Origin of the sequence: Pseudoalteromonas sp. NSLLW24 (assembly GCF_015864725.1) — a bacterium.
Lineage (GTDB): Bacteria > Pseudomonadota > Gammaproteobacteria > Enterobacterales > Alteromonadaceae > Pseudoalteromonas > Pseudoalteromonas arctica.
Window position 1 is genome coordinate 49,415 of record NZ_JADYWQ010000002.1, and the last position, 18,061, is coordinate 67,475.

Below are 18,061 nucleotides of genomic sequence, written 5' to 3' on the forward strand. Positions count from 1 at the left end.
CAAGGTATTGAATGTTTTTAGCTGAGTTTTTTGGTTTGTTTTCGCTGTCAGCCTTCTCAATGTGGGCTTTTTTGATGGCATTCTTTTTTAATATCTTTGTATATAGCTTAGATGTTAAAAGGGATACCACACTATTGCTCAGCTCATTCATTATGATGATTTCCTATACTGCAACAGATTATATATTTACTTGGCTTTCATATTACGATACGACTTATTTTGATTGGGCAATTTACGACCTATCTACAATTTTATGCTTAGCTATCGCATTTTTATTTATTAAAAAAACTACACCTTCATTTTTATACCTACTTATAGGTCTTTCTGTTAATTCTATATTTTTCTTATTGATGTATTTAGATGTGTATATTAATAAAAATCTTGAATCTTGGTGGTTTTGGAGTGTTTATCAGTTTTCTGTAAATATTATTGATTTTTTAATGGTCGTAGCTCTCATTGTAGATAGAGACTTTTTAGGTCTACACGGTATAAAAAGAAAATTAACTCGATTGTTTAAATCGAGAAAAACACAACCAACAACGTAACTAAAATGTACGTCACTGAATCTTTAATGGATTATGTAGAAGCTTTCTCTCAATGGGGCTTTTTAATGGCCCTTTTATACTGTTTGGCCTCCAGTATAAATAAAGAAAACAAGTCTCCAGTATATCTATCTGCGCTTATGCTCTGCTCATATATTTCTAGTGGTTATATAAACTTATTAGAAAATTTATATTTAAGCTGGGCGCTTTATGATTTCATTACAATTTTAGTTCTGTTAACTTTACAGTACTTCAAAGTGCTCCAACGTTCTGCAGCTTTTCACTTCATCATAATTTCGTTAACGATAAATGCAGTACTTACCCTAATACTGCACTATGATCTATATGTCTTATATAATATTGAGCCTTGGTGGTATTGGAGTTTTTATTCGATAGGGATCAATACTATAGATATTCTCATGATGCTTTCATTAGTCCTTAATCGAAACATTTTACGGATGCTACCTTTAAAACCCTTCAAATTAAACTTGAAAAAGTCGTAAAATAATGAGTGAATTTTTGGTTAGTCCAATCGTCTCATTGTACATAGGTGCCTTTGTACAGTGGGGTTTCTTAATGGCATTTTTATACTCACTTGCTATAAGCATAAATAAATCAGATAAGACAGCGGTTTGGTTATCGTTGGTTATGTCGCTTTCTTATTCATCTAGCCTTTTTATAGATATAGAGCAAATATCATACATTCAACTCTTTTTTTTTGATGTGATAACAATTTTTTTCATCATTGCTTTTAAATACTTCCTAACTAAAAATTTTATATCTCTTTATTTATTATTAGGCCTAACGGTAAATGCATTTTTGTTTTTTTGTATGCATCTAGATGTATATATTTTTGAAAATTACGAACCTTGGTGGTTTTGGTCATTTTATTCAATTGTTGTTAATTTAGCCGACTTTATGATGGTAGCTATATTTTTTATAAACAAAGATTTTTTAGCATTAGCTGCAATTAAAACATGGTTCCACAATAGTATTATGAAAAGGAATAATAGTAGTGGCTGACATACTTTGGGCTCTGGTAGATTTAGGGTATAACGTAGCAATACTATTTACATGGTTCTTCCTAATCGCATTTTTATATAATTTATCAGCGAGTATTAATAAAAATGATAAAAGTAGAACGCATCTTTCATTTATAATGATGGTCTCATATATATCTAGTCTTTTTATGGATCCACTTATTGAAAATCCTCATCTAAATTACTTCTATTATGATCTTGCTACTATTAGCGCCCTTATACTTTGGCGATTCATATATAAAAAATTTATACCAATTGCTTTTTACTATTTAATTGTTGGGCTTGTTATTAATGCATGTTTATTTTTAGGTATGCACTACGATATTGAAATTGCAGGTACCCTTTACTATTGGTGGTTTTGGACGGTTTATATTTTTGGGATGTATTTTGTCGACTTTACAATGGCATTGGTGTTGATCATAAACAAGGATATTTTAGGTTTGTATAAGCTAAAAGGGTGGTTACGAAATAATAAATTCATAAAGGGGCATGATGGCTGACATATTGTGGGATCTGGTAGCGATTAGAGATTATGTAGGTATTTTTATTACATGGTTCTTTGTAATTGCATTTCTTTATAATTTGTCAGCAAGCATAAACAGTCCCTATAAAAATACAATGTACCTTTCTGGTATTATGATGATTTCGTACACCTTAAGTACACTGTTCGATATGGTTATAGTGTCTCACTTAAACTATTTTTACTTCGATATTGTAACTCTAATTATTATTTTTACGTTTAGGTACTACAGCCAAAGCCCAATTCCTAACGCATTTTATTATCTTGTGTTTGGTCTGAGTATTAATGCATCTTTATTTTTAGCTATGCATTACGATATAGAGATTTTAGGTACTCTATATTATTGGTGGTTTTGGAACGTTTATGTATTTGGTATGTACTTTACAGATTTGATAATGCCATTAGCGCTTATCTTTAACAAAGATTTTTTAGGTCTAGTTAAGCTTACTAAATTTTTAACTGAAAAATTTAAAAGGTCACGCAATGCATGATTTTTTATGGCAGCTGGCTAGTTTATACGACTATATAACTATTTTTACTACATGGTCTTTTGTACTCGCTTTTTTATATAATTTGTCTGCAAGCATTAACAAGTCTGACAAAAGCTGCACACAACTTGCATTCATTATGATGGTATCTTACACCTCAAGTATTTTTATGGATCCCTTGAGCAACACACCCCATTTGACCCTTTTTATATTTGATATCGTAACTATGTTTTTTCTGATTATATGGCGGATATACTTTAGTAAAAACCTCCCCGTAGCCTTTTATTATCTTTTAGTTGGACTTAGCTTTAACGCATTTGTTTTTTTTGGAATGCACTACGACAGTATTGTTTTAGGAAATTTGGATTACTGGTGGTTTTGGGCCTTATATGTAATAGGGCAAATAATTTCTGATTTAACGATGCTTTTAGTTCTCCTAATTAATAAAGACTTTTTAGGTTTGGTTGCATTAAAACGGCATTTACTTAATCGTATAAAAAACACTCATAAAAAGGTTGAATAAAATGGAGGAGCTATTTTGGCAATTAAATTCAGTTAACGAATATTTTGGAATATTTATTACATGGCTTTTTGTTTTTTCTTTTTTATTCACTCTATCAGCGGCTATTAATAAGCAAGATAAAAGCCGAGTTCACCTTTGCTTTATTATGATGGCTTCGTATACATTTAGTTTGTTTATGGACATAACTACTGCGGCTCCGCATTTAAAGTTGTTTATATTTGATGTACTAACAATTGCCGTTATTTTTATGTGGCGTATTTTTTTAGGACGTAAAATACCGTACGGATTTTATTATCTTATTGTAGGGCTTGCTATCAATGCCTCACTGTTTATGGGGATGTATATTGATAATACTCTTTATGGCAATTGGGATTTTTGGTGGTTGTGGATGCTGTATGGTTTTCTTATGCCTATTATTGATATCACTATGGCGCTAATACTAATTATCAATAAAGATTTGCTAAAACTTGTTTGGTTAATTAAAAAATTAAAATCATCTATACAAAAGCCGAATTAGCGCATACAAGTTATGCGCTAATTCGGGAAGTGTTATTGGGCACCACAGCCCAATTTAGTTTTTAGAGCTTTAACAATTACAGGATCTACAAACTCGCTTACATCACCATTGTGGCGAGCTACTTCTTTAACGAGTGTTGATGAAATAAATGAATTTCGCTCTGCGGGTGTTAAAAATACACTTTCTAAGTCGGGGTTCAGGCGGCGGTTCATGTTAGCTAATTGAAATTCATAGTCAAAATCAGATACAGCTCTAATACCGCGAATAAGCACATTAGCATTGTGATCGCGTGCAAGGTCAGCCAATAAACCAGAAAAACCAATCACCTTAACATTATCTATGTGGCTTAAAATAGAGTTTGCAAGCTCAACACGTTCTTCAAGGTTAAAGCAGGGTTTTTTACTTGGGTTATTAGCAACCGCAACTAATACAGTATCAAACATTTTAGCTGCACGTTGAATAAGGTCTGTGTGCCCATTAGTTAGTGGATCAAAGGTGCCAGGGTAAATTGCAATAACTTTCATAATGTTCACTATTTATTATTTTAGCGCTAGTTTAACAGTGTTTATGCCACAAAGCAGCCTAGCTAAAAAAGCATATAAACACTTACTTTCTTTAAACAGGTCAGTCCATGGTGGGAGTGTTTTAATGATTCATATTTGTTTATACTGTTTACCTCTTTTGAGTGTAATGTAGCCTATAGATAATTTGAGTATTAGCATATGAATACCAAGGATAAAATAATACACACCAGTATTTTGTTGTTTAACGAAAATGGTGAGCGTGCAATAACGACAAATCATATTGCATCAAACTTAGGGATGAGCCCGGGTAATCTTTATTATCATTTTAAAAATAAAGAAGACATTATCCGTCATATTTTTGCGCTGTATCGCGATCATTTAAATACTCACTTTAAACCTATTAATAAAGATGATGATGCATTTAATCATTTAACGGCTTACCTAGATTCGTTATTTGAGCTGATGTGGCGCTATCATTTTTTTTACGATAATCTCGGGGATATTCTCTCTAGAGATGCTGATTTAAAACAAGCTTATATTGATTTTCAGTTAGAGTTGTTAGAGCAAGTTCGTAAAATTATTTTAGGACTTCGCGACAGTGAAATGATTGCTATTGATGAGCAAGATGTCATTGATTTAGCACATACACTAAAGTTAACGGTTAGTTTTTGGACGCCTTATATTAAAGCCCGTAGGCCAAGTGGTACGCTTGCTGAGCAAGATATATATCATGGCATTTTAAAAGTACTTACATTATTTAGAGCGTACAGTACCGATAAAAGCATTGATAAAATGAACCTGCTACGTGAAAAATATACTGAATTAGCGCAACAAGCCTTAGGGCCTGTTGACCTTTCAGGATTAAAATTTGTTCAATCTAGAGGCGATTAAATCGCGACGCGAGGTTTGTAACCTAGTGGGCTAAGTAAAAACCAAGCAACAAAGAGTTAATCGCCCCTAGGCTAAACCCTTTGGGCAGCGCTTGTTTGGTATTTATGCTACGTTATCGCCTATTTATGGGGAATAACCACACTACATAGGCTCTGCCTTGCCTAAATACCAAACACACTGCTGCAAATTTAACCTCGAAAGATAAACAGGCCCTAGCTGTAGTTTAATCGATAGTAATAGGCTGTTTCCTAGGCGCTGAATTTTTTGCTATAATCCCGCGCCAAATGCCTGGGAGCGCGAATTCCCGCAGTCTAAGAGTGAACTATGCTTAAATTTATCGTCAAACTACATCCTGAAATAGCCATTAAAAGCCGTTCAGTCCGTAAACGCTTTACTAAAGTGTTAGAAAATAACATTAAAATTGTATTGCGCCGTGTTGACGAAAAAGTACAAGTAAGAAATAACTGGGATAACATTTCAGTTGTTACAAAACTTGAAGACGCGCAAGTTCGCCTTGATTTTATCGATAGCCTTAAACGCATCCCTGGCATTGTTCAATTTATTGAAGTAACCGAAACACAATTCGAAACTCTTGATGATATTTATCAAAAAACCATCGCTTTAGTTGGTCATACTATTGTAGGTAAAACCTTTTGTGTTCGTGCTAAGCGCATAGGGCAACACGATTTTACCTCAACTGATTTAGAGCGTTATGTTGGTGGTGGATTAAATCAGCATATTGAAGGCGCAAGCGTAAAGCTTAGCCGCCCAGAAGTAACAATACGCTTAGAAGTAAAAGACGATAAAGCTTACATTGTTTCTCATACACATTTTGGTATGGCTGGTTTTCCTCTGCCAACTCAAGAAGATGTGCTTTCGCTTATGTCGGGTGGCTTTGACTCTGGTGTAGCAAGTTACCAAATGATTCGTAAAGGCGCACGCACACACTTTTTATTCTTTAATCTAGGTGGCGCAGCGCACGAAATTGGCGTTAAGCAAGCAAGCTACTACTTATGGAAAAAATACAGCTCTACACATAAAGTTAAATTTGTAACGGTTGATTTTGAACCTGTTGTTGCTGAAATTTTAGAAAACGTTGAAAACAGCCAAATGGGTGTTGTACTTAAACGTATGATGATGCGCGCGGGTAGTGTAGTTGCGCAAAAGTTAAACATTCAGGCACTTGTCACTGGTGAAAGTATTGGCCAAGTATCTAGTCAAACATTAGCGAATTTAAGCGTGATTGACCGTGTTACTGAAACGCTTATTTTACGCCCGCTTATTCAACACGATAAGCAAGAAATTATTAATATTGCTCGCCAAATTGGTACGGCTGAAATGGCAGAAACAATGCCTGAATACTGTGGTGTTATTTCTAAAAAGCCAACGGTTAAAGCCAAAATAGACGTTATTCTTGGTGAAGAAGAAAAGTTCGACTTTGATGTACTTGATACCGTTGTAAACAACGCACGTATAATGGACGTGCGTGATATTGACGTAGAAGCCAAACAAGAACTTAAAGAAGCTGAATCGGTTGCTGATTTGCCTGTAGGCTCTGTGGTAGTTGATATTCGCTCACCAGAGGAAGAAGAAGCTGCACCGCTTGCAATCGACGGTGTTGAAGTGGTTCATTTACCGTTCTTCCGTCTGGCGACTAAGTTTGGTGATTTACCAAAAGACACTGACTACTATTTATATTGTGATAGAGGCGTAATGAGCCAACTACAGGCACTTATGCTGCACGAACAAGGCTTTGAAACTGTAAAAGTTTACCGCCCATAAGGTTTGTCGTCTTAAAGTTAAGAATTAATATAAGCGTGGTTTATACCACGCTTTTTTTTGCCTGAATTTTAACAAACAACTCATCGTTGTAAGGTGTAGGAATACCGTGAAGTTTACCTTGTTGGCTAATATAGCCACATATAGCTGATATTTCAGTTTCTCTGCAATGCGCTACGTCTTGCTGCATTGAAGAGTAATTGTCAGACGTTAATTCCATTATTTTATAAGCGGTATTAAGTGCTTTAATCAATGGAATATTAAGCCCTTGTACGTTTGCTATATTGCATGCTTCAGTGAGTGCATTAAAAATTATAGCGTTGTACTTAGGTGCGCGTAACTCACCATTTTTTACATTACTTAAAGCGCTTAATGGGTTAATGGCAATATTTACGAGTAGTTTTTCAAAACGAAGCTGCTGAATGTTATTAGTAAACTTTAGGCTGGGTATTACTTTAAAAATATCAGCTATTGGCGCGCTATTTTGAAAAGCTAATTCATTACAAGCACCAATAACACTTTGTCCCTCACCAGTGTGCTGCACAATGTATTGGTTTGATTTAAAGCCCGCTATGCTTGTCGTTAAAAAGTAGAGTGCTTGGTGAGTGCTTAGCTGGCTATTTACCTCATCAACATTACCCATTCCGTTATGCGAAAGTACAACAGAGCAATGATTTGGTAAAAATGGCTTTATTTGTGTAAATGCATCAAGTACTTGAAAGGCTTTAACGGTAAATAAAACAACATCAAATTCAGCCGCTTTATTTAGCTGATTTAATGCAATAAATTGTGCGTCAATTTTTTTAGATGCACCCTTTCCTCTGCTGTAAAAGCGAGTGTTTGTTGGGTTTTTACGAGTTAAAATACTGACATTATGCGACGCACTTAGAAAGTGGCTCATCAATAAGCCAATAGCACCATCGCCGACAATTAAAATATTAGCCATATGGGTTCTTTTTTCGAGGTGTAAAAATTACTCTAAGTAAAAAGTAGCTTGCGGCACCTGCAAAATCAGCAAAAAAATCACCGAGTGATGCTTGCCTATATGGAAGTGCGTCTTGCATTATTTCTATAGAGGCGCCATAACCTGCCAATAAAAGTATTTGCGCATATAAAGGAAGCTTAAACGCTTTATCCATTATTATGGCTAGTATAAAAAAAATCCCAAAATGGGCGACTTTATCAACATGAGGAAATAAATTTACAACGCCACCTTTTATTTCTTTGGCAAATAAAAAGGTAAAAGCTACTATGCTGATTAAAAAAATTGCTTGATAAACACGCCTTGTCACGACAAATCCTAAAATCGCTTAAAAAAGAGGCGCAAGTATATCAAACTAATTTAATATCGCACCTGAACAAGATGCAGAAAAATGTAAAGATTTATAATTTTAGCGTTATAATTGCCACATAAAATTAAGATTAAATAGTTAGGAGCAAACCAATGCCTTCATTTGATATTGTATCTGAAGTAGAAATGAACGAAGCTAAAAACGCAGTTGATAATGCAAATCGTGAGCTAGAGACTCGCTTTGACTTTAGAGGCGTTGATGCATCTATTGAGCTAAATGACAAAACAATTAAGCTTAAAGCTGAAGCAGACTCTCAGGTTATGCAATTATTTGATATTTTAGCTAACAAAATATCTAAGCGTGGTATGGATGTATCAAGCTTAGAGCTTCAAGATATTACCCGTGCAGGTAAAAATGTATTTCGTAACGTTGGCTTAAAGCAAGGTATCGAAAAGGACATGGCTAAAAAAGTAGTTAAAGCCATTAAAGACTCTAAAGTTAAAGTTCAAGCTGCTATCCAAGGCGAAGAAGTACGTGTAACGGGTAAAAAACGTGACGATCTTCAAGAGGCTATGCAAGTAGTGCGCAGTGCTGAGCTAGGTCAGCCTTTTCAGTTTAAAAATTTCCGCGATTAATTAATAAATAGTTTTAAATTAAGCATGCTTTAATCTGTTTATACTTACAGACAGATTGAAGCTACTTACTCTTTTTAAATATCTCACTATTATCCCTCTTTATTGCCTAGATACTCCCGTATGTATTAATCTCCTTTTTGATATTTAAGCTATTATATTTAATCACATGCAATTAAGTACTTCACACTAGAAGGTATTAAAATGAAACGTCATCAATTATTTTTGTTATTTGTTTTGCTTACATTTACCAAACCAAGCTTATCAAAAACAGTTGATATTGATGTACTGGTTGAAGATGGCTACTTTCCCATTATTATTAATGCGCAAAAAAAACAGGGTTTTGCTCCTGAGTTTATTAAGATTTTAAACGGCGCACAGCAGGAGTTTAACTTCGTACTTGAGTCTCTACCTGTAAAAAGGCTTGCTTTGTCAGTTGAAAAAAATAATTTTGATGTTTTATTTTTAATGGCACTGCAATGGATCCCACAATCAGCGCAAGAGAATATTAAAAAAACCGAATTTTATACCATTACCAAAAATGAGCTTTATACGCTTAAAGAAAATACAAATGAGCAAGCTTACTTTGACGACATTACGTCATTAACAAAGGTTGGGGTATTGGGGTACTCGTATCAATTTGCTGGATTTAATACCGATGCCGAATTTTTAAGTGAGGAACATCAGGTAAGTTTAACCATTGATGAATTCAATGTGGTTAAAATGCTGCTATTAAAGCGCGCGGAAGTAGGTGTTTTAAATAATATTGCTTACCAATATTTTAAAAATCAAAATACTTTTAATATGGATTTACTCTATAAAAGTAACGTACCAGATGCCGTTTATAAAACGCACTTTTTAGTTAACTCTAAATCAAATAAGATCACTAGTAATAAAATGGATGAAATACTAAGCTTACCTACTGCACAAATACTACTTCAGAAGCTACTTGATAAATATGGAGTTTCTTCAAACTATACTAGCCCCTAACTGCATTTTAAAGGTTTTTAGCTGTATAGACGTCCATTGACATTTGTAAACAAAATACTCACAATAGCGACATATTTTCAAGGTGCTTGCTAGCCACTTCATGTAATGATTTTTTTAGCAGGATAATCGGGAAGTTGGTGCGTTTTCATGATGACTACAAGCCCAACACTGCCCCCGCAACGGTAAAGTATTGCATATTTTGATGTGCTTACTGAGTCCGGAGACCGGCCTTGATGCAATCTTACTTACTTAAATCTTTGCGGTGGGCAAAGGTAGGGGACATCATGTTAAACAAAACAACTTTAGGCGTTGCTATTTCTGCTGCGCTTTCATTTTCTGTGTCTGGCGCAGAGCAATCAATTGAAAAAATAACCGTTACAGCTAATAAATTTGAGCAATCAATCAATGACGTTTTAGCAAGTGTAAATGTTATTGAGCGTGCAGAAATAGAAGCAAGCAACGTACGCGATTTACCAACCTTATTAAGCACGCGAGTTGGTTTTCAGGTTAATCCAAACGGTGGTTTTGGCCAAAATACAGGTGTGTCACTTCGTGGTACTGGCTCTGGCGATACGCTAATTTTGATTGACGGTGTACGTACAGGCTCAGCAACACTTGGTCAAAAAGCATTAAATAATGTCCCTTTAAATAGTATTGAACGCATTGAAATTATTAAGGGTTCTCGCGCGGCTGTTTACGGCTCTGATGCACTTGCTGGCGTAATTAACATTATAACGCGTGAATCAGATAACTTATCTGTGAGTGCTACGTTTGGTTCTGATTCTTACCAAAATTATCAAGTGGCAGGCTCTGTAAAATCAGGCGATATAACAACAGCATTTAATGCAGGCTTTGAAAAAACAGATAACTTTGATGTACTGCAAGGCGTAGCACCAGATGAAGATGGCTATGAAAATAAAAATCTTGGTTTTAAAGTAAATTATACTGATGCACACTACGGCGACTTTAAGTTATTAGGTCAATACAGTGAAGGTTTCGCAGATTACGACAGCCGCTTTAGCCCAGCCGACAGTACGATTGAACGAGATGATTTTAAAAACTATCAGCTTTCTGCAGGTTGGAGTAAAAACTACACTAACCAAACGCACAGTATTGATTTAGCGCTAGCAACGGATGATTCAGACAATACATATGTTGATTTTTCAGTTGGACCAACAACAAGTACTTTTATAACTAAACGCACACAAATTGATTATAACGGCCAATACCTATTATCTGATGAGCTTAACATTAGTGGTGGTATCAATTGGTACAACGATGATGTATCTCATAGTTCGCAACTATTTGTTGAAGACAGCCGAGATGTACTTGCCGTGTTTGTAGGTGCTTACTACGATGCAGATAAAGTATTGGCTAATTTAACTGTTCGCCAAGATGACGACGAGCAATTTGGCGACGAAACAACGTATACAGCCGCTGCAGGTTATCATTTATCTGAAGATGCAACATTTCGTATAAGCCAAAGTACTGGCTTTAAAGCCCCTACATTTAACGATTTATATTTCCCACTTTATGGTAACCCTGATTTACAGCCTGAAAAATCAGTAAACCGTGAGTTAGGTTTGAGTGTGGACTTTGATATTGCGCAAGTTGATGTTGCAATATTTAGAAACGATATAGAAGATAAAATTGATTACGATGCAAACTTTGCATTAGCTAATATCGATGAAGCACGTTATGAAGGGGTTGAATTTAGCTTATCTCAGCAGTTTTTTGGTTTTGATAGCAACCTTAACTTTGCTTACTTAAGCGCTGAAGACGAAGAAACGGGCGCAGAGTTACGTAATGTTGCTAAACGTACTTTTAACTGGGAACTTGCAAAACAGTTTGGTGCTTTTGATGCAAGCTTAGACATGCAATACCGTAGCGACCGACAAGGTGCTGTGACGCGTTTAGGATCATACACGCTTTGGAACTTAGCGGGTAATTATCAAGTAAATGAGCATATTGAAGTTTCGCTTCGTGTAGAAAACTTATTTGATAAAGAGTATAACGCTGTTGATTCAAATACTGATTTTACAACGGGTCAAGTGTATTACTACAACACTCCAGAGCGTCGCTTTTTTGCAGGCGCAAGCTACCAGTTTTAACGGTATTTATTAATATTAAAAAGCCCGACTTATGTCGGGCTTTTTAATGTGTAGCTAAGTTTAACTAATCAATTTAACTACTCAAATTAGCTAGCCAGCTAAGAACTCTTTAAAGACGGTTTCAAACTTATGTAATTTAGGTGCTATTAAAATACTACAGTAACCCTGCTGTGGGTTTTCGTTATAGTAATCTTGATGATAATGCTCTGCTGGATAATACGTAGTGGCAGGGCTGACTTCTGTCACAATTGGCTCACTCACATGGCTTTGCAGTTGAGCTATCATTTCATTGGTTTGCTTTAGTTGGGCTTCATCGTGATAGTAAACAACGCTTCTGTACTGTGTGCCTATATCGTTACCTTGGCGATTCAATTGTGTTGCATCATGCAAAGTGAAAAACATTGCTAAAAGTGTTTCAAAGCTAACTACAGTAGTATCAAATTCAATTTTAACAACCTCAGCGTGCCCAGTTGTGCCAGAGCATACAGAATTATAGGTTGGGGTGTCGGTTTCGCCACCGGTATAGCCAGAACTCACATCTAATACGCCATTTACACGTCTAAATGCTGCATCTATACACCAAAAACAGCCGCCACCAAATGTTGCTACTTGCGTTGTTGAGCTCATAAGTATTCCTAAAATGTATATGGAGTTTAAAGGCGAGCATAAATTGTATGCGCCGCAACAACAAGGTTACGGCGCAATAAAGAGATTAGATCTCTTCGAAAGGCTTTTCAGCAGCTTGTTTATTCAGCTTTTGTTGTAAAAACTCAGGTGACTGTGTATTTTTCGATAGAGCATAATACGCAGCAGGTACAACAAAAAGAGTCAGCAGGGTAGATACAATAACCCCTGTAAACACAACTACACCAATTACCATACGGCTTTCAGCGCCGGGGCCTGAAGCAAAAACCAAGGGAACAGAGCTCATAACGGTTGTTAGTGAGGTCATTATTATTGGGCGAAGGCGCTGGGTAGCTGCTTGTAGTATTGCTTCACTAAACTCAACGCCTTTATCGCGTAATTGGTTAGTAAATTCTACAATCAAAATACCATTTTTAGCACTTAAGCCTATGAGCATGACAATACCTATTTGGCTGTAAATATTTAAGGTAAGTCCTGTAGCCCAAAGCCCAAACATAGCGCCCATTAAACCAAGCGGTACGGTAAGCATAATGACAAACGGGTGCATAAAGCTTTCAAACTGCGCAGCAAGTACTAAAAAGGTAACGGTAAGTGCAAGTATAAATACGTAGGTCATCGCTGATGCGCCTTCGTAATAAAGCTGCGACTCACCTTTGTAATCTACTGCGCCATCTATATCGTTTTCTTGCGCGGCTACTTCGTTTAAAAAGTTAAGCGCTTGCTCAAGTGTATAGCCATCAGCTAAGTTGGCGCTTAATGTAATTGCGCGCATACGGTTGTAGCGGTTTAAGCGCGAGGCTGTTGCTTCTTCTTTTAAGCTGATAAGGCTATCAAGTGGAACTAGTTCACCGCTTCGTGATTTAAGGTATATATTTGAAATATCAGTAGGATTGGTAAAATCTTCTTTTGTCCCTTTTAAAATCACATCGTATTCTTCACCGCGGTCAATAAAGGTCGTAACACGGCGCTGGCCAAGCATTGTTTCTAGTGTACGGCCTACATCAGATACCGAAACGCCTAAATCGGCAGCTTTGTTTTTATCTATGCTGACTAAAAACTGCGGGAAGGTTTCTTTATAATCATGATCGATTCTTACTAAACCAGGGTTTTGTTCAGCACGCTTTATTATACGGTCACGCCAATCGGCTAGTTGAGCGTAATCATTACCTTGAAGCACAAACTCTATTGGGCGAGATGAACCACCACCGCCAATACCACGGCGCATAATGGCAAATGCACGAACATCGGTAACTTCTTGCATTTTACCGCTTATTTCGTCCATTACTTCCCACGTTGAGCGTTTGCGTTTATCCCAATCGGCCATACCCACAATCGCAACACCGCCGCTGCCACCCCAACCAGGTACTCGAACAAGTACGCGACTTAGCTCACCTGCTTGCGAATAAGGCATTAAGCGCTCTTCAATTTTAGCCATATTAGCGGCGTTATTTTCGTAACTTGCGCCCTCAGGGCCGCTCATCATAATAAAGAACGTACCACGATCTTCTTTTGGCGTTAGCTCAGAAGGAACTTGTAAAAACAACGAGTAACTAACAAAGCCAGCTAATAATAGGCTCACCATTAAACCCCATTTACGGGTTATGTTGGTGGAGAGTGAATTACGGTAACTTACTTCAATTTTAGTAAACTGGCGGTCCATCCATTGGCTAAATTTATTTGGTTTGTCTGATACTTTAAGTACTTTAGAACACAAAGCCGGTGCGAGAGTAAGTGCTGTAACACTTGAGAAAAATACGGCAGCACTTACCGCCATAGCAAACTCAGTAAATAATGCACCTATACGGCCATCCATAAATACTAATGGCACAAACACAGATATAAGTACAAGCGTGGTTGCTACTATGGCAAAACCTACTTCACGCGCGCCTCTAAATGCAGCTAGTAACGGCGGCTCACCCAGTTCAATACGACGGTGAATATTTTCAAGCATTACAATGGCATCATCTACTACTAAACCAATGGCCAGTACTAAGGCAAGTAAAGTGAGTAAGTTAATTGAGTAGCCCATTGCCAACAAAAACATAAAGCTACCAACAAGTGCGACCGGTACGGTGACCGCAGGAATAAGCGTTGCTCGTATATTGCCTAAAAACAAAAATATAACGAGTACGACTAAACCCATAGAGATGGCAAGTGTGCTGTAAACTTCATTAATAGACTCTTTAATAAATACAGACGAATCGTAGCTGTCTTGAATTGTGGTACCTTCAGGTAGGTTTCGTTTGATTTTTTCAAGTTCGCTGCGTGCGTTATCTACTACGGTTAGTGTGTTTGCTTTAGCTTGTTTTACAATACCTAAGCCAATCATATTACGCCCGTTACCACGAAATAAGCTTTCGTCATCGGCAGCTTCTAAACGTACATCGGCAACTTCACCTAAACGTACTAAGTAACCTTCATCACCACGTTTAATTACCAGGTTTTTAAAATCGCGCTGATCTTTATAACTACGGGCAGTACGCACGGTAAAGTCACGATCTATAGATTCTATTTCGCCAGCAGGTAACTCAACGTTTTCTGTACGAAGTGTGTTTTCTATATCGCTTGAGGTAATACCCCGTGCGGCCATTGCTTGGCGGTTAAGCCAAATTTTCATGGCGTATTGGCGCTCACCACCAATACGTACGTTAGATACACCATCTACTACGGCTAAGCGGTCAACAATAAAACGCTGCGCGTAATCAGAGAGCTGTAACGAGTCCATTGTTTCGCTGTTTAATACAAACCAGGCGATTGGGCTTTCATCACTATTTGATTTAGATACTTCTGGCGGGCGTACCTGATCGGGCAAACTATCAAGTGCACGTGCTACACGTTCGCGTACATCGTTAGATGCTGCATCTATGTCGCGGTTAATATCAAACTCAATGGTAATGTTTGAACGTCCATTACGACTCGATGAGTTAATACTTTTAATACCTTCAATACCTGAAATTCGATTTTCTATTATTTGCGTTATTTTGGTTTCTATAATTTCGGCAGAAGCACCTGTGTATTCAGTGCTGATATTTACAATCGGCGTTTCAATATCCGGGTATTCACGAAGTGGCAGCATAGTAAACGCAACCAGTCCAAAAGTAAGAAGCAGTAAATTAATTACAATGGCAAAAACGGGGCGCTTGACGCTAGTATCTGTAATTTTCACGTATTACCCCTTTACGCTTACTTTACTTCCAGAGCGAATTTTTATTAGCCCCTCAGTAACAATTTGCTCGCCATCAGTTAGGCCCTCGTCGATAGCAACCCAGCCATTATTTCTGCTAGCAACATGCACTTCAATTTTATTAGCTATCCCATCTTGAATTTGAAAAACAAAGTGTTTGTCTTGCAAAGGTATAACCGCTTTTTCTGGCACCATTAAAGCTTGGTTGCTGCTTAGCTCAAGTGCTGTATTTAGTAACATACCAGGGCGAAGTAATCCTGATTTATTGGCAAAACTTGCTGTAACTTCAACACTGCGAGTAACCGAATCAATACGCGAGCTAATATGCGTTACCTTGCCGTTAAATGTTTGTCCTGGGTAGGCATCGTTTTGCGTAAGCACTTTCATGCCCATATTTAATTGTGCTAAATATTTTTCAGGTACTTTAAAGTCAACTTTAATAATACTAATATCATCAAGTGTTGTGATTATTGTTGTATTACTTACGTAAGCACCTATTGATATTTCACGCTTACCTAACAGGCCTGAAAAGGGCGCACTAATAGTCATTTCGTTTAATTTAGTTTTAGCGCTTTCTAGTTGGGCCTCTGTTGCATCAACACGAGATAACTGCTCTTCAAGTAACGACTTTGCCGTTGATTGCGAGCGTGAAAGTTCGGTTAGGCGATCTAACTGGCGTTGTTCTTCACGTAAGTTAATGCCAAGCTCTTTAACGGCAAGCTGTTCTTGTTGGCTCTGTAACTGTACTAACTTTTGTCCTTTACTGACTAAGTCGCCGTCTTTAAAATATATATCTGTGACATAATCGTTTTGCGCACTTTTTATATAGATTGCTTGGTTTGCACGCGCGCTACCGATCGCTTCTATCATCACTGCGTTTTCCTGAGAAGTAACAGTATGAGCTGTTACTTGAGTAGACATTTGTGATAAATCGGCCTGTTCGCCGTGGCTAGCGGGTAGATATAAATAAACGCTAAATATTAGAAGTAACGTAATAATAAATGGAAAAAGTGCTTTACCTGATTGTCTTGAGTACATTGATTTCATACCTGAAAATGAATTGTAAGTATTGTACGAAATAAGACCGGGAAAAGACGGTTATGTGTCTCATAAATTTGTGCGTTAAGCGTAAAAGTAAATAAGATTTATTCATTGTTCCTATTTTGTTGAGGAAAAAGCGGTAATGTATGAAATTTAAAACCACCTGTAACTTATGTATAACAACAAGAAAGGTCATAATTTGGGCTGTTATTATGCTTGTTTTTTATATGGTGTTTTACCAATATGGATAAATCTAACAATGTCATTAAGTTTCGGGCACAAGGTGCGCGAAACGCAATTGAAGTGCTTGTTGCAGGTGCAATTGGTTTAGTTTTCATTATGTTGTTTAATTTACTGAGGCCGGGTGAGATTAGCATACTTGAAATATTTTTAGTGAGCTTGTGTATTGCCGCTATTTTTATTGGATATTTAAAAACTCAAGAGCCATATCATAGCCTTATATTAAATGAGTCTGAGCTCGTTTATTACCATAAGTACGGAGCTTGGTGTATGCCTCATAGTAACTTTAATCACAGTGGTATACCCAAAGTAGAAGATGGCTTTGATTACTTAGAATTAAATGCGGTTGGTATAAAGGTAAACGACATAGATGACTTTTTAACAAGCATAGCGCCTCGAATTGCAGGGAAATTATTAATAGAGCAGCGTAATTTATTTATGCAAGTTGTTCAAAAACATTGCAAAAATGGCAATTGCCCATCAGAATGGCTAATAGAAGATACACATTACACATCCCATAAAGGGATAAGCTATACTGGTCTTATAGCTATGTTTGCTAACAGGACTAAGCACCTTCAACTGTTAACCGGTTACGATTTATTATTACCAGCCAGTGTGTTAGATAGAGATATCTGGGCATTTAGTGCTAACTTAAATAAGTGGAAGCGCGAGCCTAGTCAGTTTATAGCGTCGCAAATTAATAATTAAGCTGCGACTGTAGGAAAGAAAAATGAGTCAAGAGAGAGCCTTTTTAAAAAGTGGTCGAAACACCATAATACATAAAGATAAAAAGCATGATTTAGTGATTGTAAACTCTGAAATTCATCCTAAAATTAAAGTGACTCAACATGGCTTAGAGCCATTTAAAGAAGAGTTACCTAAAAACCGCCGTGATGCAAAAGATCGCTATTTAGAAATAGTCTATGTTGGAAGCCCTGATGTATTTGGCGAAGAAAAACAATTACTATTTATTCAAGCTTTAGATGGGCGTGAATACAAAGTAGATTACAGTAAAATCGGTACGAAGTTGTTTGTACGCATTCATCAAGATACATATATGTAGTACTTTAATGGCATCTTTATTGCTAGTAATTACACTATA

At 36.7% G+C, this 18,061-nt stretch carries 19 protein-coding genes and 1 riboswitch; of the genes, 13 read left to right on the forward strand and 6 right to left on the reverse strand.

All coding sequences use genetic code 11. The features are described 5' to 3' along the window. Positions 1-11: 11 nt before the first annotated feature. The 6 genes from I6E72_RS01845 to I6E72_RS01870 all read left to right on the forward strand — a co-directional run bounded on the left by I6E72_RS01845 (position 12) and on the right by I6E72_RS01870 (position 3,630). Positions 12-545: a hypothetical protein gene (locus tag I6E72_RS01845; protein WP_169059759.1), complete on the forward strand. Its 534-nt coding sequence runs from the start codon at positions 12-14 to the stop codon at positions 543-545. 504 nt (positions 546-1,049) lie between these two features. Continuing rightward, a complete protein-coding gene (locus I6E72_RS01850) occupies positions 1,050-1,565 on the forward strand; it encodes a hypothetical protein (protein ID WP_169059758.1) in 516 nt (171 codons plus the stop codon). Then, positions 1,558-2,082, forward strand: coding sequence for a hypothetical protein (locus tag I6E72_RS01855; protein WP_169059757.1), 525 nt, complete (start codon positions 1,558-1,560; stop codon positions 2,080-2,082). Before I6E72_RS01850 ends, I6E72_RS01855 begins: the two co-directional genes overlap by 8 nt. After that, positions 2,075-2,593 carry a hypothetical protein gene (locus tag I6E72_RS01860; RefSeq protein WP_024590029.1) on the forward strand — a complete coding sequence of 173 codons (519 nt, stop codon included), beginning with the start codon at positions 2,075-2,077 and terminating at the stop codon, positions 2,591-2,593. Before I6E72_RS01855 ends, I6E72_RS01860 begins: the two co-directional genes overlap by 8 nt. Further along, on the forward strand, positions 2,586-3,113 hold the full coding sequence (locus tag I6E72_RS01865; protein ID WP_169059756.1) for a hypothetical protein: 528 nt from the start codon (positions 2,586-2,588) through the stop codon (positions 3,111-3,113). Before I6E72_RS01860 ends, I6E72_RS01865 begins: the two co-directional genes overlap by 8 nt. 1 nt (position 3,114) lies before the next feature. After that, positions 3,115-3,630 (forward strand): hypothetical protein, encoded by a 516-nt coding sequence (locus I6E72_RS01870; RefSeq protein WP_024590027.1) that lies wholly within the window; start codon positions 3,115-3,117, stop codon positions 3,628-3,630. Between the two features lie 32 nt (positions 3,631-3,662). On the opposite strand, the gene coaD is transcribed toward I6E72_RS01870, so the two are convergent. Beyond that, on the reverse strand, positions 3,663-4,154 hold the full coding sequence (gene coaD / locus I6E72_RS01875) for a pantetheine-phosphate adenylyltransferase (RefSeq protein ID WP_024592299.1): 492 nt from the start codon (positions 4,152-4,154) through the stop codon (positions 3,663-3,665). Between the two features lie 198 nt (positions 4,155-4,352). On the opposite strand from coaD, the gene I6E72_RS01880 reads away from it, so the two are divergent. Further along, the gene (locus tag I6E72_RS01880; protein WP_024592300.1) at positions 4,353-5,045 is read left to right on the forward strand and encodes a TetR/AcrR family transcriptional regulator; all 693 of its coding nucleotides are present in this window, start codon (positions 4,353-4,355) and stop codon (positions 5,043-5,045) included. Between the two features lie 324 nt (positions 5,046-5,369). Beyond that, on the forward strand, positions 5,370-6,827 hold the full coding sequence (thiI, locus tag I6E72_RS01885) for a tRNA uracil 4-sulfurtransferase ThiI (protein ID WP_101164302.1): 1,458 nt from the start codon (positions 5,370-5,372) through the stop codon (positions 6,825-6,827). A 40-nt stretch (positions 6,828-6,867) separates the two neighbouring features. Here thiI and I6E72_RS01890 read toward each other — a convergent pair whose 3' ends face one another. Together I6E72_RS01890 and I6E72_RS01895 are read right to left on the reverse strand one after the other, a co-directional pair. After that, positions 6,868-7,770, reverse strand: a complete 903-nt coding sequence (locus I6E72_RS01890) for a ketopantoate reductase family protein (RefSeq protein WP_197110881.1) — start codon at positions 7,768-7,770, stop codon at positions 6,868-6,870. Beyond that, positions 7,763-8,116: a VanZ family protein gene (locus tag I6E72_RS01895; RefSeq protein ID WP_007581666.1), complete on the reverse strand. Its 354-nt coding sequence runs from the start codon at positions 8,114-8,116 to the stop codon at positions 7,763-7,765. The genes I6E72_RS01890 and I6E72_RS01895 overlap by 8 nt, the downstream gene beginning before the upstream one ends. 152 nt (positions 8,117-8,268) lie before the next feature. On the opposite strand from I6E72_RS01895, the gene I6E72_RS01900 reads away from it, so the two are divergent. From I6E72_RS01900 to I6E72_RS01910, 3 genes are all read left to right on the forward strand, one after another. Next, positions 8,269-8,751 carry a YajQ family cyclic di-GMP-binding protein gene (locus I6E72_RS01900; protein ID WP_007377833.1) on the forward strand — a complete coding sequence of 161 codons (483 nt, stop codon included), beginning with the start codon at positions 8,269-8,271 and terminating at the stop codon, positions 8,749-8,751. A gap of 201 nt (positions 8,752-8,952) precedes the next feature. Further along, entirely contained in the window at positions 8,953-9,738 is a 786-nt protein-coding gene (locus I6E72_RS01905) for an ABC transporter substrate-binding protein (protein WP_197110883.1), read from the forward strand. A gap of 63 nt (positions 9,739-9,801) precedes the next feature. Then, positions 9,802-9,985: riboswitch (cobalamin riboswitch) on the forward strand. 37 nt (positions 9,986-10,022) lie between these two features. Continuing rightward, the gene (locus tag I6E72_RS01910; protein ID WP_197110884.1) at positions 10,023-11,849 is read left to right on the forward strand and encodes a TonB-dependent receptor domain-containing protein; all 1,827 of its coding nucleotides are present in this window, start codon (positions 10,023-10,025) and stop codon (positions 11,847-11,849) included. A 90-nt stretch (positions 11,850-11,939) separates the two neighbouring features. On the opposite strand, the gene msrA is transcribed toward I6E72_RS01910, so the two are convergent. The 3 genes from msrA to I6E72_RS01925 form a co-directional block, all read right to left on the reverse strand. Beyond that, positions 11,940-12,476 (reverse strand): peptide-methionine (S)-S-oxide reductase MsrA, encoded by a 537-nt coding sequence (msrA, locus tag I6E72_RS01915; RefSeq protein WP_197110885.1) that lies wholly within the window; start codon positions 12,474-12,476, stop codon positions 11,940-11,942. 85 nt (positions 12,477-12,561) lie between these two features. Continuing rightward, positions 12,562-15,660, reverse strand: a complete 3,099-nt coding sequence (locus tag I6E72_RS01920) for an efflux RND transporter permease subunit (RefSeq protein WP_010553194.1) — start codon at positions 15,658-15,660, stop codon at positions 12,562-12,564. A gap of 3 nt (positions 15,661-15,663) precedes the next feature. Further along, complete coding sequence (locus I6E72_RS01925; protein WP_024590017.1) at positions 15,664-16,716, reverse strand: efflux RND transporter periplasmic adaptor subunit; 1,053 nt, start codon at positions 16,714-16,716, stop codon at positions 15,664-15,666. A gap of 246 nt (positions 16,717-16,962) precedes the next feature. Here I6E72_RS01925 and I6E72_RS01930 point away from each other — a divergent pair, with 246 nt between their 5' ends. Continuing rightward, positions 16,963-17,667 carry a DUF2982 domain-containing protein gene (locus I6E72_RS01930; protein WP_165721048.1) on the forward strand — a complete coding sequence of 235 codons (705 nt, stop codon included), beginning with the start codon at positions 16,963-16,965 and terminating at the stop codon, positions 17,665-17,667. Positions 17,668-17,689: 22 nt separating this feature from the next. Continuing rightward, complete coding sequence (locus tag I6E72_RS01935) at positions 17,690-18,022, forward strand: hypothetical protein (protein WP_007581673.1); 333 nt, start codon at positions 17,690-17,692, stop codon at positions 18,020-18,022. Positions 18,023-18,061 lie beyond the last annotated feature (39 nt).

Bases quoted from the DNA above. Each gene is read 5' to 3' on its own strand.
- I6E72_RS01845 (WP_169059759.1), top strand. From the start codon at position 12: ATGTTTTTAGCTGAGTTTTTTGGTTTGTTTTCGCTGTCAGCCTTCTCA.
- I6E72_RS01850 (WP_169059758.1), top strand. From the start codon at position 1,050: ATGAGTGAATTTTTGGTTAGTCCAATCGTCTCATTGTACATAGGTGCC.
- I6E72_RS01860 (WP_024590029.1), top strand. From the start codon at position 2,075: ATGGCTGACATATTGTGGGATCTGGTAGCGATTAGAGATTATGTAGGT.
- I6E72_RS01865 (WP_169059756.1), top strand. From the start codon at position 2,586: ATGCATGATTTTTTATGGCAGCTGGCTAGTTTATACGACTATATAACT.
- I6E72_RS01870 (WP_024590027.1), top strand. From the start codon at position 3,115: ATGGAGGAGCTATTTTGGCAATTAAATTCAGTTAACGAATATTTTGGA.
- coaD (WP_024592299.1), bottom strand. From the start codon at position 4,154: ATGAAAGTTATTGCAATTTACCCTGGCACCTTTGATCCACTAACTAAT.
- I6E72_RS01880 (WP_024592300.1), top strand. From the start codon at position 4,353: ATGAATACCAAGGATAAAATAATACACACCAGTATTTTGTTGTTTAAC.
- thiI (WP_101164302.1), top strand. From the start codon at position 5,370: ATGCTTAAATTTATCGTCAAACTACATCCTGAAATAGCCATTAAAAGC.
- I6E72_RS01890 (WP_197110881.1), bottom strand. From the start codon at position 7,770: ATGGCTAATATTTTAATTGTCGGCGATGGTGCTATTGGCTTATTGATG.
- I6E72_RS01900 (WP_007377833.1), top strand. From the start codon at position 8,269: ATGCCTTCATTTGATATTGTATCTGAAGTAGAAATGAACGAAGCTAAA.
- I6E72_RS01905 (WP_197110883.1), top strand. From the start codon at position 8,953: ATGAAACGTCATCAATTATTTTTGTTATTTGTTTTGCTTACATTTACC.
- I6E72_RS01910 (WP_197110884.1), top strand. From the start codon at position 10,023: ATGTTAAACAAAACAACTTTAGGCGTTGCTATTTCTGCTGCGCTTTCA.
- msrA (WP_197110885.1), bottom strand. From the start codon at position 12,476: ATGAGCTCAACAACGCAAGTAGCAACATTTGGTGGCGGCTGTTTTTGG.
- I6E72_RS01925 (WP_024590017.1), bottom strand. From the start codon at position 16,716: ATGTACTCAAGACAATCAGGTAAAGCACTTTTTCCATTTATTATTACG.
- I6E72_RS01930 (WP_165721048.1), top strand. From the start codon at position 16,963: ATGGATAAATCTAACAATGTCATTAAGTTTCGGGCACAAGGTGCGCGA.
- I6E72_RS01935 (WP_007581673.1), top strand. From the start codon at position 17,690: ATGAGTCAAGAGAGAGCCTTTTTAAAAAGTGGTCGAAACACCATAATA.